General features: G+C 70.1%; 10 protein-coding genes. 6 read left to right on the top strand and 4 right to left on the bottom strand.

Annotation, left to right across the window (positions count from 1 at the left end; genetic code table 11):
* Positions 1-45 precede the first annotated feature (45 nt).
* The 3 genes from ABEA46_RS11225 to ABEA46_RS11215 all read left to right on the top strand — a co-directional run bounded on the left by ABEA46_RS11225 (position 46) and on the right by ABEA46_RS11215 (position 6259).
* Positions 46-1098 (top strand): LacI family DNA-binding transcriptional regulator, encoded by a 1053-nt coding sequence (locus ABEA46_RS11225; protein WP_345544633.1) that lies wholly within the window; start codon positions 46-48, stop codon positions 1096-1098.
* 211 nt (positions 1099-1309) lie between these two features.
* Complete coding sequence (locus tag ABEA46_RS11220; protein WP_345544632.1) at positions 1310-4774, top strand: CBM96 family carbohydrate-binding protein; 3465 nt, start codon at positions 1310-1312, stop codon at positions 4772-4774.
* Between the two features lie 30 nt (positions 4775-4804).
* Positions 4805-6259 carry a GH1 family beta-glucosidase gene (locus ABEA46_RS11215; RefSeq protein ID WP_345544631.1) on the top strand — a complete coding sequence of 485 codons (1455 nt, stop codon included), beginning with the start codon at positions 4805-4807 and terminating at the stop codon, positions 6257-6259.
* Positions 6260-6334: 75 nt separating this feature from the next.
* Here the strand turns inward: ABEA46_RS11215 and ABEA46_RS11210 are convergent, their stop codons facing one another.
* Positions 6335-9418: a cutinase family protein gene (locus tag ABEA46_RS11210; RefSeq protein ID WP_345544630.1), complete on the bottom strand. Its 3084-nt coding sequence runs from the start codon at positions 9416-9418 to the stop codon at positions 6335-6337.
* A gap of 193 nt (positions 9419-9611) precedes the next feature.
* Here ABEA46_RS11210 and ABEA46_RS11205 point away from each other — a divergent pair, with 193 nt between their 5' ends.
* The 3 genes from ABEA46_RS11205 (at position 9612) to ABEA46_RS11195 (ending at position 10334) form a co-directional block, all read left to right on the top strand.
* Positions 9612-9800: a hypothetical protein gene (locus ABEA46_RS11205; protein WP_345544629.1), complete on the top strand. Its 189-nt coding sequence runs from the start codon at positions 9612-9614 to the stop codon at positions 9798-9800.
* A 78-nt stretch (positions 9801-9878) separates the two neighbouring features.
* The gene (locus tag ABEA46_RS11200; protein ID WP_345544628.1) at positions 9879-10067 is read left to right on the top strand and encodes a hypothetical protein; all 189 of its coding nucleotides are present in this window, start codon (positions 9879-9881) and stop codon (positions 10065-10067) included.
* 117 nt (positions 10068-10184) lie between these two features.
* A complete protein-coding gene (locus ABEA46_RS11195; protein WP_345544627.1) occupies positions 10185-10334 on the top strand; it encodes a hypothetical protein in 150 nt (49 codons plus the stop codon).
* Between the two features lie 530 nt (positions 10335-10864).
* Here the strand turns inward: ABEA46_RS11195 and ABEA46_RS11190 are convergent.
* The 3 genes from ABEA46_RS11190 to ABEA46_RS11180 form a co-directional block, all read right to left on the bottom strand.
* Positions 10865-11860 (bottom strand): LacI family DNA-binding transcriptional regulator, encoded by a 996-nt coding sequence (locus ABEA46_RS11190; RefSeq protein ID WP_345544626.1) that lies wholly within the window; start codon positions 11858-11860, stop codon positions 10865-10867.
* Positions 11861-11927: 67 nt separating this feature from the next.
* The gene (locus ABEA46_RS11185; RefSeq protein WP_345544625.1) at positions 11928-13307 is read right to left on the bottom strand and encodes a Gfo/Idh/MocA family protein; all 1380 of its coding nucleotides are present in this window, start codon (positions 13305-13307) and stop codon (positions 11928-11930) included.
* 22 nt (positions 13308-13329) lie between these two features.
* Positions 13330-16794: a hypothetical protein gene (locus ABEA46_RS11180; RefSeq protein WP_345544624.1), complete on the bottom strand. Its 3465-nt coding sequence runs from the start codon at positions 16792-16794 to the stop codon at positions 13330-13332.
* Between the last annotated feature and the right edge of the window lie 25 nt (positions 16795-16819).

Below are 16819 nucleotides of genomic sequence, written 5' to 3'. Positions count from 1 at the left end.
CCCGGCTGACGAACGCTTGCAGGATCCGTGGGCTACGATCGCCGCGTGACCATCGATGACACCCCTCGTCCTGCGTTGAGCCAGCGGCCCAGCATCCGGGACGTCGCCGCGCGGGCGGGGGTCTCGGTGTCCACCGTGTCGCGGATCCTCAACGGCAGCTATCCGCCGGCACCTCGCACCCGCGACAAGGTGATGCGGGCCGTCGAGGAACTGGACTACGTCGCGAACCCGCACGCACGGGCCCTCACCGGCAGCAAGAGCGCCACGATCGGCATCGTGGTCCGCCAGCTCGACGACGGGTTCCTGTTATCGGTCGTGCAGGCCATCGCGGCCGCGGTCGACGAGGCCGGCAAGCTGAGCCTGATCGGGACGACCGGCAACGACCGCGAGTTGGAGGTTCTGCGGCAGATGCATGCCCAGCACGTCCAGGCGATCGTGCTCGTCGGAGCTGTCGTGGAGTCCGACGACTACCACCGGAGCATGTCCGCGTTCCTGTCGTCGGTCCAGGCGTCGGGTACGCGGCTCGTGCTGTGCGCACGCCCGCCCCTCGGCGCCGGCGCCGAATGCCCGGTCGTCGAGTACGACAACGAGGGCGGGGCGTACGCTGCGACGAGTCACCTGATTTCCCGGGGCCACCGGCGGATTCTGCTGCTCGGCGGACCCGAGGGGAGCAGCTTCACGGTGCGCCGTCGCGAAGGCTACCGCAAGGCGATGGCCGACCTCGGCGTGGAACGCGACCCCGCCCTGGAGGTGGGTTCCGCCTGGAGCCGCGAGACGGCCCGCGCCGTGATGCACCGTGTGCTCGCCGCGGGAGGCCCCTCGTTCACCGCGGTCCTCGCGCACACCGACCAGGTGGCCGCCGGGGTCATCCAGTCGTTGCGAGAACGAGGACTCTCGGTTCCCGAAGACATCTCGATCGTCGGCTTCGACGACTCCCCGCTCGCCGCGGATCTGCGGCTGACGTCGGTGCACATCCCCTCGGTCGAACTGGGTCGTACCGCCGCGCACCTCGCACTGGAGGCCGAGCCGGTGGAGCCTCACGCGATGTTCGCGACGCACGTGGTCGTGCGCGAGAGCGTCGCGCCGCCGCGCGCCTGATCCGGCCCCATCGACGCGACTCCGGGCGGTCCCTTCGCGCCGACGCGATCGCGCGGCCCCAGGGATGCCGGACCGTCACCGACGCCGCCGACGCGATCGATGCTTGACGACGAGAGTGAAAACGCTTTAACCTTTCGGCGGCGACCTCCCGACGTCGCCGCGGCGCACGCCGCACCCCACCGGACACCCGTCGAAGAAGAAGGGCCCCCACATGGACCGGCACAGTCGCACGTCCGCGCGCCGCATGACCGCGGTCTTCGCCTCCCTGGCCATCGTCGTCAGCACCCTCATCGCCGGCCCGGCGACGGCAGCCGTCGGCCGCTCGACGGCCGTCCCGGCGGCAGCGTCCCCGGCACCCGTCGAACCTCCCGGGAACATCGTCGAGCTGCTGAAGCCGCAGCATCCGCGACTGCTGGCGGATGCGAACGCCTTCGACGTCGCGCGCGACAGGGTCGAGACGGATCCCCGCGTGGCCGAATGGTTCGCCGACCTTGCCGGCGACGCGGATGCGGTCCTGCCGACCTCCCCCAAGACCCGCCCTGCCTCCGCGAACATCCTCACCACTGTCCGCGAAATGAAACGCCGAATCCTCACACTCGCGTTCGTCGGCGAGATGACGGGAGACGCGCGCTACACCGACCGCGCCGTCGCCGAGCTCATGGCCGCGGCGGGATTCTCAGACTGGAACCCCGGCCACTTCCTCGACGTCGGCGAGATGACGATGACGGTCGCGATCGGCTACGACTGGCTCTTCGACGCGCTCACCGAGCCGCAGCGCGACGCAGTCAGCACCGCGATCGTCAACAAGTCCCTCCAGGTGGCGCTGCCGTACTACGACACCACCGGATCGAACTTCTTCGTCGGGCAGAGCCACAACTGGAACCTCGTCTCGAACGCCGTCGCACTCGGCGCGCTCGCGATCGGTGACGAGGAGCCGGCCATCGCCGACGAGGTGCTGCGCAAGAGCGTCCGGTCCATCCAGTACGGCATCGCCGAGTACGGGCCCGACGGCGCGTACGCCGAGAGCCCCTCGTACTGGCAGTACGGCACGGACTACCTCGTCACCTATCTCGCGGCGCTCACGACTGCGACCGGCACCGACTTCGGGCTCTCCGACCTGCCGGGCCTCTCGCAAACCGGCGCGTTCGGCATCCACGTGACCGGCCCGGCCGCGCAGACGTTCAACTACGGCGACGGCGGTACCGAGCTCTTCGGCGGCGTCGTCGGCGGCTGGCACTCGCCGTTCATGATGTGGCTCGGCGACCGGTACGACCAGCCCGAGCTCACGGCCTGGCAGGCCGATCGCGCCGACCTCGGCGCGAGTCCGCTCGACATCCTCTGGTACGACGCCGATGCCGCGGCGGCGGCGCCGCATCCGCCCGAGACGGATGCCGTGTTCGCCGGCACCGAGGTCGCGACAGCCCGCAGCGCATGGGACGACCCGTATGCCACCTACGTCGCCACCAAAGGCCTGCGCGCAGGCTACGACCAGGTCGCGGCGCACATGAACCTCGATGCCGGCGACTTCATCCTCGAGGCGAACGGCATGCGGTGGCTTGAAGAGCAGGGTGCCGATGCCTACCAGGGCGCGTACTTCGACTGGAAGCTCGACCAGGGCGGACGTTGGGACTACTTCACGACGCGTGCCGAGGGCCAGAACACGATGGTGCTGGGCACCGGACCGGTGGCCTCCGAGGCGCTCGCCGCCGGCGCGCGCATCACCGACACGGGTTCAACCGACCGGGAGTGGTACTCGGTCACCGACCTCACGCCGCTCTACGCCGGACGCGTCGAGCGGGCAGAGCGCGGCATCCGGCTGTTCGACGACCGGCGGCAGGTGCTCGTGCAGGACGAGGTGTCGAGCGCAGAGCCCATCGACTACCGTCAGTTCCTGCTCACCCGCGCCGATGTGACCGTCGCGGACGATGGGCGCTCGGCGATGCTCGTGCGCGGCGGACAGCGGCTGTGGCTGCAGCTGATCACGCCCGAAGGCACCATCGCCGTGGGTGACGCCGGTCCGCTCCCCTGGGTTTCGGATCCGGGTTCCCAGCGGGACCCCGTGGGTCTGCGCAGCATCATGATCCACCTGCCCGACGTCACGGATGCCACCGTCGCGGTGCGGCTGGTGCCCCTCGACGCCGGTCAGCAGCCTGAGGCGACCGCTCCGGCGCTGACTCGTCTCGCCGACTGGGCTGTCACCGCGGACGATCGCGAATGGCTCACCGGCATCAAGCTCGACGGCAAATCGCTGACGGACTTCGCCGGCGGACGCTTCCGCTACGACGTGACGGTGGATGCCGCCCGCACGACGATCCCGAAGGTCGGCGTCAGCACCCCCGCCCGTGTCTCGGCCCGGGTCACCAAGGCCCCAGGCGTCCCCGGGGTGGTGCGGATCGAGACGCGGCGCGGCGCCGAGGCCGGACCGACCTACGAGGTGCATCTGCACCGTGACGGCACCACCGGACTCGCGCTGCCTGTCGCCGGCGTGACGGCGAGCAGCGACGACGGCAACAGCGCCGCACTGGCCGTCGACGGCAGCCTGAGCACCCGGTGGAGCGCGGAGGGCGACGGCCAGACTCTCACGCTCGACCTCGGGCACCGGACCGACGTGGCCGCGGCAGCCCTTGCGTTCTACAACGGCTTCGCACGCACGTCGACGTTCGACGTCCTCACGTCGCGCGACGGCGAGACGTGGGACGCCGGGCTCGACCGCATCGTCACCACCGGCACGACGGACGACCTCGAATCGTACGATCTCAGGGACCGTTCCGCCCGCTATGTGCGCATCGTCGGGCACGGCAACTCGGCGAGCGCGTTCAACAGCGTGCTCGAGGTGCGCGTGTACGGGACGGATGCCGCAGCCGCTGCCGACAGCCTCGCCACGACGCCCCGCATCGGCGAGGTATCGCTGTCGCCGTCACCCGTGCCGGAACTGGTGGTGGGAGAGAGCCGGCCTCTCGAGGCGGCAGCGGTCCTCACGGATGGGACCGCGGTGGACCTGTCCACGGCTGCCGTCGACTGGGTGTCGGCGAACCCGGGCGTGGTCGCGGTCGATGGGGACGGCATCGTCACCGGCGTCGGCGGCGGCACGGCCACGGTGGGTGCGATCGTCCGGTCCGGCGCGACGTGGGGCGCGGTGCGCGCCACGATCGTCGTGCGCGACCCCGGCCACATCGAGCCTTCGCAGGACGCGCACGTCCGCAACGGGGCGTTCAGCGACACCGCGTACGGGCGAGGCAACCTCGAGGTCCGCAACAACCCGACGAACGGCAGCGGGTTCGAGCGCATCTCGTTCCTGACGTTCGCGCTCGACGCCGCGGCGGGCCACGAGGTCGCCTCGGCGAAGATCCACCTCTTCGGACGCGTGAGCACCGAGTCCGCCACGACGCCGGTCGGCGTGCACGCGATCCCCTCGCCCGCCTGGGATGAGGCAGCCCTCACCTGGAACACCATGCCCCCGCTGGGCGACCGGATCAGCACCTTCCCGGTGTCGGGAGGGGCTTCCGCATGGTACGAGGTCGACGTGACCGCGGCGGTCCAGGCCGCCATCGCCGCCGGTGAACCGCTGGGCGTGGCGCTGACCGGTGCTGTCGCCGCCTACGGCCCGCACGTCCAGTTCACATCACGCGAGGCGGGCGCCGATGCACCGTACCTCGAAGTCGTCACCGCCCCCTGAGACCTGCCCGAATCCCGAACGGAGTCCATCGTGACCGACATCACCACCCCCTACCGCCGACTGCCCGACGACTTCGTGTGGGGCGCGGCCACCGCCGCCTACCAGATCGAGGGAGCCGCTTTCGAGGACGGCCGCACCGCTTCGATCTGGGACACCTTCTGCCGCGTTCCCGGCGCGGTGCTCGGCGGGCAGACCGGCGACACCGCGTGCGACCACTACCACCGCTGGCAGGAGGACGTGGAGCATCTCGCTCAGCTCGGCGTCGACGCCTACCGGCTGTCGATCTCGTGGCCGCGCGTGCAGCCCGGTGGACGAGGACCCCTCAACCCCGCCGGCGTGCGCTTCTACGTCGAGCTTCTCGAGGCACTGCAGGCACGCGGCATCCGCCCCTACGTCACCCTGTACCACTGGGACCTGCCGCAGGAGCTCGAGGACGAGGGCGGGTGGGCGGTGCGAGAGACCGCGCACGCGTTCGCGGAATACGCGCGCCGGATGGCGGAACAGCTCGGCGACCGTGTCGACACCTGGATCACGCTCAATGAGCCGTGGTGCTCGGCGTTCCTGGGCTACGCGGCGGGCGCCCATGCGCCCGGTCGCACCGAGCCGGCTGCGGCGCTCGCCGCCGTACACCACCTCAATCTGGCGCACGGGCTCGCAGCCACAGCGATCCGCGAAGTGCTCCCCGACGCGCGCCTGTCGATCGCGCTCAACCTTCGCCCGATCCGGAGTGCCTCAGACAGCCCCGAGGACCGCGAAGCCGCGCGTCGCATCGAGGCGCTCTCGAACGGCGCGTTCGTCGGCCCGCTCTTCGAGGGCCGCTATCCGCAGGATCTGCTCGATGACACCGCCGCGCTGTCGGACTGGTCGTTCGTGCTCGACGGCGACCTCGCGGTCATCGCGCAGCCGATCGATCTGCTCGGCATCAACTATTACAACCCGACGCTGGTGCGCCGGCGGACCGGGCCCACGGGCGGCCCCCGTCTCGACGGCCACACGCCGTCCGCAGCCTCGCCGTGGGTGGCCGCCGATGACGTCGAGTTCGTCCCCCAGCCCGGGCCGCAGACCGCCATGGGGTGGACGGTCGACGCGAGCGGTCTCAGCGAGCTGCTGCTCGGCATCCACCATCGGATCCCCGGCGTGCCGATCGTCGTGAGTGAGAACGGGGCAGCGTTCGACGACGTCGTGGTCGTCGAGGAAGGCGCGCGTCGCGTGCACGACGCCGACCGCATCGCCTACGTCAGCGACCACCTGGCGGCGGTGACGGACGCACGGGCGCTGGGCGCGGACGTGCGGGGCTACTTCGCCTGGTCGTTCATGGACAACTTCGAGTGGGCGTTCGGCACCTCCCGGCGCTTCGGGCTCCTCCACGTCGACTATCCGACGGGCGAGCGGACGTTCAAGGACTCCGCGCACTGGTACGCCAGGGTGACCCGCACCGGCGTATTCACGACAGACATCCCCACCGAGGCCGATGCGTTGACGTGACCTCGCCTTCCGGTTGACGACGGCATGCTCATACTTTGCCCTCGGCTCGGATCGGCATGTCTCCTGCGCCCCGCTCTACTCTGCTTCCATCCACACGGCTGCCAGACCTGCCATCGAGTCAAGGTCCTGGACCGAGTACCCCGTGTGGACGCCCACGTCCCCGCCGAGAGTGCACATGATGTCTTTGGCGTTGCACATGCTGAGGAACGGAATGTCCGCCGGGTATGCGGCGTCGACCTGTGCCTCATCGAAGATCCACGTGGCGACTCCCCTGGCGGCGCCCAGGCCGAAGACCTCCTTGATCAAGCCGTTCGTCGACCAGTCGTCCGTTCCGGACCGGGTGACGAATCCTCCGGCCTTGCTCTTCAGCGGGTCCGCGACGAGCAGCACGAGATCGATGCGGCCGAGGAGTTCGGAGTCGTGGGACTCCAGCTCCGCCAGCGCCATTCTGATGGCCATCGCGCCCTGCGAGTATCCGGCGAGAACGATGTCGGTACCGTCCGGGCAGTTGTCGGTGGCCCAGTCGACGTATCGGACGACTTGCCCGATGCCTTGGCGGATGCTGTTCATATAGGAGACGAAGCCGGTGGAATCGAGGTGAGCCCATTGACCCGTCGCCGGCCAGTACACCCCGCCCCAGGGATTGTCGTTCACGGTCATCCAGCTCCCCAGGGAACTGACGGGCTCCGCTGCGTAGAGCACCGGCAGCAGGAGGGTGCTGTTGGCGCGGTCGGGGTCGACTTGTTCCAGATGCCCGAGCGCGCCAAGGCCCTGGCGCGTGACGGAGTACGCGTTGTCCGTCCCGATCGCGGGGTACGTGACGACCTGCCCGGTGAGCATTCGCAGCAGTATGTTGCCGACGCCGCGTGTCTCCTGCCCGTCGCCTGAGACGGCCTGCTGATAGGTGAACCGGTCGAAGACGTCTGGTGTCATGACGCCTTGCGGGGGCTCGCCCGAGCCCCGCAGGGCGATGACCACCTGGTCTGCGGTGCACGTCAGCGGAGCGGGTGCGGGCTCGACAACCGGGGTGGGTGGTGGGTCGACCCAGCCGACCCACGGCATGACGGCCACGTTCCCTGCTGCTGCAGGGCCCGGGCCGAAGGGCGCCGGCCCCTGTGCCGTCGCCCAGAGAACGCCAGTGGCGTCGAACGTCGGGTACTCCTGACCTGCGTCTGTGGCGACACCGGTCTGGCAGTCTTCGACGGTGCCGTGGAACCAACCGCTCGTCGCGGCATTCGCGTACTGATAATCGCCGAAAGCGTGCACGCAGGTGTGGGAGATGTGGGTGAAGTGCACGTCGTCGAGCTCGAGGTGTGCGTAGGATTGCCCGCGCCACGCCATGTACGCGTTCCGCCAGGCGGGATCGTACGTCGAGACCCCGTCCTGCCCGTAGAGGACGTTCGCATGGGTGGCGATGATGTGGGCACCGTTCAACGCCACGATGCGCGCGGTGCCGGACTCCCAGGTCTCAGATGGCTCTGATGGCCCGTCGTCGTTCGTGTCGCCCGCAGTGCTGTCGTCGCTCCAGTCGGTGAACACGACGGGCGCCGCTTCCGTGCCACGCGCTTCGAGCCGTCCGCCATCGACCTCCGTCGTGCCCTTGACGAGTGTCCCCGGCTGCAGGATCAGCGTGCCGGCCGGTCCGACATCGGGAGTGCCGAGGAAGGCGGAGACTCCCGATGCCATCGAGAGCGTGTACTCACCCTCGGTGCGGCCGTAGCTGCCGAAGCCGATAGTGCGCTCCCACGGCTCATCGCCTGACATCGTGATGCGATCGGGGCCGTCGACAACCACGCCCACCGGCTCGCCGGTGATGGACAACGGCCCCTCGAAAGAGGTCCGTTCGATCAGCGGAGCACCATTGATGAGCGACGCTCCCGCGTGGACCTCACTGTCGTGAATCTCGATGACCGGCGCGGACTCGCTCGCGAAGCGTCCGTAGTCGAACAGCGCCTGCGTGTTCAGCACCTCGACGTGCACAAGACGCACGTGCGGCGCCGCGCCATCGAGGGCGATCGAGTAGAGGCCCGGCCCGGAGGAGGTGCCCTCTCCATCCACGTCTCCGCCGACCGAGTCGTCCCACGAGGCCGTGAGCCGGACCGGGGCGGTCGCGCTGCCGATCGCCTCGAACGTGCCGCGCACCTTCACACCGCCCTTGACGACGACACCGTCGCCAAGGGTCAGCGTCGCGCCCTCGGGAATGCTCGGCAGACCCACGAATGACGACACCCCGGACTCGGAGGTCAACAGGTACTTGCTGCCGGCCGGGACTGTGGACGATGCAAGGTTCACCGCACGCTGCCTCGCTGATCCCACGAGCGTGACGCTATCGGGACCGCTGAGGATGACGCCCGTCACATCGGAACCGCCGGCGACGACCAGACCCTCTGATCCCACCTGGGAAGCGACGATCGTCGTCCGCCTGAGACTCGGCGCCCCGTAGCCGAGCGACACCTGCGCGTGGATCTCGCTGTCGCGGATGTCAGCGGCGTAGGGCTTGCCGTACCCCTGAAAGAGGTACCAGGCGTTGTGGACCTCAACGTGAGCGAGCTCGATCGAGGCCCCGTTGGCGTACCGGACGTCAAGAGGCGCTGTCGGCCAGTACCGCGAATCGGAGGGTGACACCTCGTTCGGCGCGTCGTCGTCATTGGTGTCTCCGCCTCGGGAGTCGTCCGCCTGGCTCGTGAACACGACGGGATCGGCCGCCGTGCCCTGGGCCGACACACTGCCTGTGCCGGTGACGCTGATCACGCCCTTGACCGTGATTCCAGGACCGATCACCAGATGCACGCCACTGGCGACTTCGACAGACTCCGAGACGATGACCTTCCCGTCCAGTGCGTCCCATGTCGTGTCCTCGGTGACCGCACCCGACAGATACCGCACAATGTCCGGCGATGTCGCGGTGGCGCTGGCGCTGACCTTGCTGAGTGAGGTGTAACCAGTGCTCGTCCCGCTCACCCTCACCGTGAGCGCCGCACCGGCGTCAGCGGCGACGACCGTGTAGGTCTTGCCGGTTGCGCTCGAGATGGCGACGCCGTCGCGCAGCCATTGGTACTTCCACGTCGACGGCGTCGGCGACCATTGGCCGGTGGTCACGCTGATCGTCGAGCCAACGCGGGGCGTGCCTGTGATGACCGGCAGCGGTGCGGTGAACACACCCGCCGAGATCGTCGTCGCGGCACTCGACACCGTGAGAGTGCTGTAACCCGCTCGCGAGCCTGTGACCTTGACGAGGATCTGCTTGCCGCTGTCGGCGGGCTGCAGCACGTATGTCGTCCCTGTCGCCCCACTGATCTCGGTCCCGGACCTGTACCACTGGTAGGTCACTGCCGTTGCCGAGGGCGTCCAGATGCCCGCGCTCGCCGTAAGAGAAGAGCCCACGCGTGGGGTTCCGGAGATCGTCGGCACGGAGTTGCCGAATTCGCCGGCGCTGATCGTCTTCGCGGCGCTGGCCTTCGTGACTGTCGTGTACCCGCTGCGGGTGCCGGTGGCTTTCACGGTCATCGACCTGCCGTTGTCGGCGGTCTGCAGCGTGTAGGTCCTGCCCGTCGCGCCCGAGATCGCCGTTCCCGAGCGATACCACTGGTACGTCCACGTCGACGGCGTCGGAGACCAGGTGCCGACAGACACGGTGAGGGTCGATCCGACGCGCGCCGTGCCCGAGATCGTCGGTGTGGGAGCCGTGAACACTCCAGCGCTGATGGTCTTCGCCCCGCTGCTCTTCGTCAGGCTCGTGTACCCCGACCGCGAGCCGCTGACCTTCACGGTCATCGACTTGCCGTTGTCAGCGGCTTGCGCGATGTAGGTCTTCCCCGTCGCGCCAGAGATCAGCACCCCGGAGCGATACCACTGGTATTTCCACGCGGAGGGTGCCGGTGACCAGGTGCCGGCGGAGGCCGTGAGGGTCGACCCGACGCGGGTCGTGCCCGAGATCGTCGGCGACGGTGCCGTGAACACTCCCGCACTGATCGTCTTGGCCCCGCTCGACTTGCTGAGCGTCGTGTATCCGGTGCGGGTGCCCGATACCTTCACGACGAGCGATCTGCCGTTGTCAGCTGCTTGCGCGACATAGGTCTTCCCCGTCGCGCCAGAGATCGCGGCTCCCGATCGGTACCACTGGAACTTCCATGACGACGGTGACGGCGTCCAGGTGCCCACCGATGCGGTGAGCGTGGATCCGACCCGCGTGGTGCCCGAGATGGTTGGTGCAGGTGCCGAGAACGAAGCCGTCTTCACCAGCCCCGACGGGTTGGCCGCCGAATGCGCGGTCGCTGCGACGGCCCCGTCAGGCGCGCTGAGCAACGCGGCCAGCAGAATTGCAGCGATCGCGATCAGGCGCGTGTTGCGCGAGTGTCTCCCCACGGGTCCCCCAGGAGTCCGAGCGACGGACCAGGCGACGACCGGCGAACGATCCGCCGGACTCCGGGTACGAGCTCGAGCCAGTGTGTCGGGCAGTGCAACTGCAGTCGGGGACCAAGAACGTCACCGGACCAGCGGCATCCACCCAGAGCACCGTCAGTCGCGATCAGTATGTCGGCGCACCGGACGCTCGGTCAATCCATCCGGATGGATGACGCTGCGGCGGACCGGCGCGAGCGACGATCAGCTCGACGGACCGCGGACGAGCGAGGGTGCGACGAAGCGCTCCCCTCCGGTCGCCGCCGGCTGGATGACGTTGTCGGCGGCGACGCGCCCCACGCCGAGCAGATCCAGGTCGATGGTCGTCAGCCGTCGCAGCTTCTGATCGAGGATGACCTCCTCCCAGTTGTCCACCCCGACCACGGCGACATCCGCAGGAACGTCGATGCCGCGCTCTTCGAGCGCATCCAGCACACCGAACCCGATGTGGTCGTTCCCGGCGAACACCGCGTCGAAGGCGACGCCCGAGTCGCGCAGGGTCGCAGCGCCCTGCGCACCCCACTCGCGCCGCCACGAGCCGTAGAGCGTGGCGACCGGTTCGAGCCCCGCTTCGTCCAGCGCGCGCCGCAGACCGGCTTCGCGGCGCCGCACGGCCAGATCGTCCCGATCGGCCGTCACGTGGGCGATGCGGCTGCGGCCCGACTCCAGGAGATGTCGTCCGGCGAGGTAGCCGGCCTGCTCGTTGTCGGGGACGAAGACCGAATCGTCGGGATTGTCGGATGCCGCGAACGCATAGGTGACGGGAACCTGGAACCGGTGCGTGATCGAGGGGGTGATCCGGCCGTAGCCCGACCCCACCACGAGGAGCCCGTCGATGCGGCGGTCCTGGAGCGTGCGGATGCTCTCGGTCATCTCGTGTTGGGTGTCGATCCTGCCGTCGAAGACGAGCGCGGCCCGCTCGCGACGCCCGAGCTCGAGGACGGCCCCGATGACGACAGCTCGCGAGAACGTCGCCGTCGCGCGGTGGGTGAGCAGCCCGACCGTCCGGCTGCGCCCTGATGCGAAGGACTGGGCGAGAGCGTTGGGCCGGAAATCGAGTCGCTCGGCGACCTCGCGCACCCTGGCGGTGGTCGCCGCCGACACCAGCGGGCTGCCGTTCAGCGCCTTGGACGCGGTCGCCTTCGAGACCCCGGCCACCGCGGCGACGTCGCTCAGTCGCACAGCGCGTTGGGTGACCATCACGCGATCCTACTGACCGGACGACGCTGACCGCGAAGGACCGCTGGGTGCGGCATCCGTCGCTCGCTCACGATGCCGCCGAGAACGTGACAGCCGCCGGGTCGAGTGCATCGCGCGCGGCACCGAAGTCCAGATCGCGCACGCGGACCGGCAGTCCCGAGACCAGCGAGGTGTTGCCCGCGACGCCGACTGCCATGGCGCGCACGCCGTCGAGCCACGACGCCGCGTGCCCCAGCGGATCGGCGCCAGGACCCGCGAACAGGTCCCGCAGCAGGGCGTCATCGGCGCCGCCGTGCCCGCCGGCGACGTGCGGGACGGGGACTTCGCGCGCCGCACCGAAATGGCGCTGCACGACGAGCCGCTCGCCCACCGGCCGCCCGGTTTCGTCGGCGACGTCCTCGGGGCGAGCGCTCGGATCGATGACGACGGGGCGCCCGGAGGCATCGAGAAGGAGCGCACCGCGCTCGACCACAGACAGCTCGGCGCGACCCTTCGTGCCGTTCACCGCGACCGTGTAGCCCTCCCACGGCGAGTGGGCGTTGAGGGAGTACGTCATGCTGGCGCCGCGCGCATAGTCCACGACCAGCGACAGGTTGTCTTCGATCGTGATGCCCTCGTCGAAGACGTCGCGATCGCGCAGGTACCCGTCGTGATGCTCCTGCTCGTAGTAGAGCCCGCGGAGCACCTCGTGCTCGCGCAGATCCAGCGCGAACGGGTCCCCGGTCGCGGCATCGGCGGTCCCGCGCGCGGTGCGTGGCGGCATCCCGCGCTGCGCCGCGTTGCGCGCACCGTAGAACCGCAGCCCGCCGCTGGCGAACACGCGCTCAGGCAGGTCGTCCAGCCACCAGTTGACGAGGTCGAAATGGTGCGACGATTTGTGGACCAGGAGTCCGCCCGAGTTCTCTTTGCGACGATGCCAGCGACGGAAGTAGTCCGCGCCGTGCGACGTGTCGAGCAGCCACTCGAAATGGACCGAGGTGATCTCGCCCAGTTCTCCGTCCGCGATGAGCTGCTTGAGAGCGGTGTTGCGCGGCGCGTAGCGGTAGTTGAACGTGACCACGACCGAGCGCCCGGTGCGCTGGACGGCGTCCGCGATGCGGCGCACGCCGTCGGTGTCGGTCGTGAGGGGCTTCTCGACCACCGCGTCGGCGCCACCCTCCAGGGCGGCCACCACGAGATCCGCGTGCGCGAAGTCGGGAGCCGTGACGATCACCCGCTCGATCCCGAGACGGCGCACGGTGGCGTCCAGCTCAGCGGGGTCGAAGCTCTCGGGGACCTCGAGACCGGCTGCCGCCAGCCGGCGGGCGTTCCAGTCGACGCGTCCGGGATTGGGATCGGCCCACGCCACCAGCTGTCCGTCGGCGGCGTGTGCACCGGCGAAGGCGCCGAGATACATCTGCGCCCGGGCGCCGGTGCCCACGAGCGCGTATCGCGTCGGTCGTGTCATGTCAGGTCCTCTCGGGGGATCGTCATCGTGTGGATGCCGCACAGTCCAGTGCCGGCGTGGCCACGTCGGTCGCCGCATACGATCCGGCGGGGTGCGCATCGCTGCCGCCGGCATAGGAGGTGACGCGGACCGTGCCGGCCCCGACGGCGGGGCCACTCGCGCGCAGCCGGAGCACCGCCGCCGCACCCGGCCGCACGGCGGCGCGCTCGTCCTCGTCGAACGCCGCCAGGGCCCGCACCTCGGCCGTGGCGCTCCCGGTGTTGCGCACCTTGATCGCCAGGACCGGCACATCGCCCTGGCACCGCGCCTGCGCCGTCGCCGTCACCCCGGCGCCGTCGGCGACGAGGGGCAGCACCGGCACGAACAGCGCCGCGTTCTTGGCCGAGCCGATGCCGCTGCCCCACTCGGAGAAGCCCTCGCGCACACCGGCGTCGTTGTCGTTCACGAGCGCCGAGAACGAGAAGGCTCCCTCACGCGGGTCGACCCCGAGGACCTCCCACGGCACCGTCACGTCGTACGAGGTCGTGGTGCCCGTGCGGGTCACGACGGCGGCGGCATCCTCGACGACCCCGACCGGCGCGGTGTAGCGGTAGACGCCGGCACCGTCGGCGCCGAGATAGGCGCCGATCTCGACACGCGACTGCGGATCGTCGCCGGGAAGACCGCGCGAGACGGCGAACTGCAGAGAGTCGCCCGACCACAGCCGGTCGATCGTCGCTGCGGCCGAGTGGTCCTGGTCGGTGACATCGGCGCGCACTCGCAGGCCGTCGGGGCCCCACGACAGCGCGAACGTTCCGCCCAGATCGGCGGCAACCGGCGCACCGCCCGCGATCGTGACGTACGTGCCGGCATCGCGCCACGACACGGCGACGGGGGTCGCCGGCTCGGCGACGACCGGTGCCAGTGCCGTCGTGCCCGCAAGTCGGCGCTGCCCCGAGGACGTCGTCGCGGTCACCGTGAACGGGTACGGATGCCATTGCTCCAGGCCGTCGGCGGCGAGCTCGACGGTGCGGCGGGCGCCGTCCGCAAGCGCGGCGTCGGGGAGCATGCCCGACGCCGGTCCGATGCTCCAGGCGATGTCGCCGACGGTCGTCTCGCCCGCGCCCGCGAGGTTGTGCAGCGTCAGCGCCGGTCGCAGCGCCTCACCGGCGGTCGGCCCGAGCGAGAGCAGTGGATTGTCGACCACCGTCGCGGAATCGTCGACGAACGCGACGACCTCGTCTCCGCTGCGCAGCGTGTACCAGAGCGGGTGCGTGCCGAGCTCGCGGAAGGGGGCGAGACTCGCCGACCCGGTGAGCGTCGGGTCCGCGCCGCTGAGCACGACAGCACCGCCCACGGGGCCGTACACCGACACATCGCCCGTCACGCCCAGCGCCGCCCGGTCGACCGCGACCGCCGCGGCAGCACCGCCGTCGACCGCGATCCGATCGGGGGTGTCGATGACCGTCGCGGGCCCGGTCACGAGAGCCGGTGTCGACGCCGCTCCACTGAGATACACCGGATCCGAGCCCACGGTGAGCTCGACGCGGCCGTCGGCCCGCGCCCGCCATGAGCGGCCGTCGCCCTTCGTGATCCGCGGCTGCGCGGACGTGTCGGCGGCGAAGGTGACCGGGCTGCCGGTGGACCACAGCATCCGCAGGACGTCGCCCGCCGCATCCGTGTACTCGGCCACGACGGCGCCGTCGAGACGGTGCAGCGCGGTCAGTTCCCGTCCCGCCGTGAGCCGATCGAATACGGCGAGCGCCGGGTAGGCCGGCTTGGGCGCGAGAGCGGTGCCGCCGTCGGCGGGCTGACGCACGATGCCGAAGTTGTGCTCGGGCTCGGCGGGGTTGGAGCCCGAGTCGATCAGCTCGTAGAAGACGACGCGCTCGACCCCTGCCGCCTCCAGCAGCGCCGCCGACCGCACGAGGTACGCGGCCTGCTGCTGCTCGGTGGTGCCGCCGGTCGTCGTGGTCCAGCCGTGCTCGCTGAGCCAGATCGGGATGCCGGAGCCCGGGGCGTACTCGTCGATCAGGCCTTGCAGCGTGGCGACGCCCGCCTCGGTGCGGCCCTCTGGCGCCACCGGGAAGTCGTACGTGTGGTAGCTGACCACGTCGAGGTGGTCGAGCGCACCGAGTGCGAAGAGGTCTTCCATGAAGTCCCACTTCGCGCCGGCGCTGACGGGACCGACGACCCGCGCGCCGGGGGCCGCGGCGTGGATCGCCTCGGCGGCGGGGACCAGCAGGTCGTAGTAGCAGGCCGCCGTCATGCCGCACGCCCCCGTGTTGAAGGTGTGGTTGAACTCGTTGTAGATCTCGTAGTCCACATCCGCGCCGTAGTGCGCGGCAGCGGCCGCGGCGTAGTTCGCGAACGCCGCGATGCCCTGGGGCGAACTGGGGGTCTTGCCGCCGTCGTACCAGCGGCTGAAGTACGCGAGGATCACGAGCGGCCGCTCGCCGCGCGCCTTCGCAGCCGCAAGCTGTGCGTCGAACAGCGCCGGGAACTCATAGACACCGGGCGAGGTCTCGATCGTGTCCCATGACGGGCCCTCGCGCAGGGTGCCCGCATCCAGCGGATCCATCAGCGTGTCCACCTGGTCGACGGAGTAGCGGTTCACGTGCGCCGCGACACCGATCGGGTGCGCCTCGGAACCGTCGGCGTCAGCAGGCTCGACGATGGCGAGCGAACCGGTCCGGGTCGCCGCGACCGGAGCGTCCACCGCCATCGTGACCGTGTAGTACCCCGCGGGCAGGCCGGACAGATCGATCGACGCGGCTCCGTCGACCGCGACCTCGGTCCCCGAGTCGATGCGCTGCCCTGATGCCGCCCGCACGTCCCAGCTGACGGTGTCGCCGATCGTCGTGACGCCGACGGTCGCCGCCCCGACGTCGTAGACGAGCGCGGTGTCGGTGAACGCCAGGGTGCCGGGCGGCGGATCGTGCGACTCGAACGACGGGTTGACGACGAGATTCGTGTCACTCCCCGGCGCGGTCATGCGCACGTCGTCCACCCACACGGTCCCGGATCCGCGGACGAGGAATCGCATGACGAAGGTCATGCTGCCCGCCGGCTGCGTGAAGTTCCACTGCAGCCTGGTCCACTCGCTGGTGCCGGCCGGCAGTTCGACCCGCTGGGAGTGGTCGCCGCTCAGCACGAAGTACGCGGCTCCTGACGACGACAGGCCGTCGGTGCGCACCCAGGCGCTCATGGCGTAGGTCGTGCCACCGCTGGCGCGGATGCTCTGACGCAGATCCACGTACGAGTTCGAGTAGGGCGAGGCGAACTCGACGCGGGCCGAGGCGGTGCCGTCATGGGATGCCGTCGTGTCGGCGCGGACCGTGAAGTCGGGGGCTCCCGACACGGTGGTGGTCCAGCCGTCGAACGAGTCGGATTCGGCGATGCTCGCCGTCGCCGGCTGCGCCATCGCGAGGAGCAGGGCCGCGGTCACCGCCAGGGCGGCCACGGTCGCGAGGGATCGCACGAGCGTGCGCGGGCGTGCAGTCGTCATGGCTTTCCGATCCGGGTGACCGTCG

Origin of the sequence: Microbacterium jejuense (genome assembly GCF_039544225.1) — a bacterium.
In the GTDB taxonomy this organism is placed as follows: Bacteria; Actinomycetota; Actinomycetes; order Actinomycetales; family Microbacteriaceae; genus Microbacterium; species Microbacterium jejuense.
Note: the sequence above shows the minus strand (reverse complement) of the source record. Positions and strands in the feature narration are given on the sequence as shown.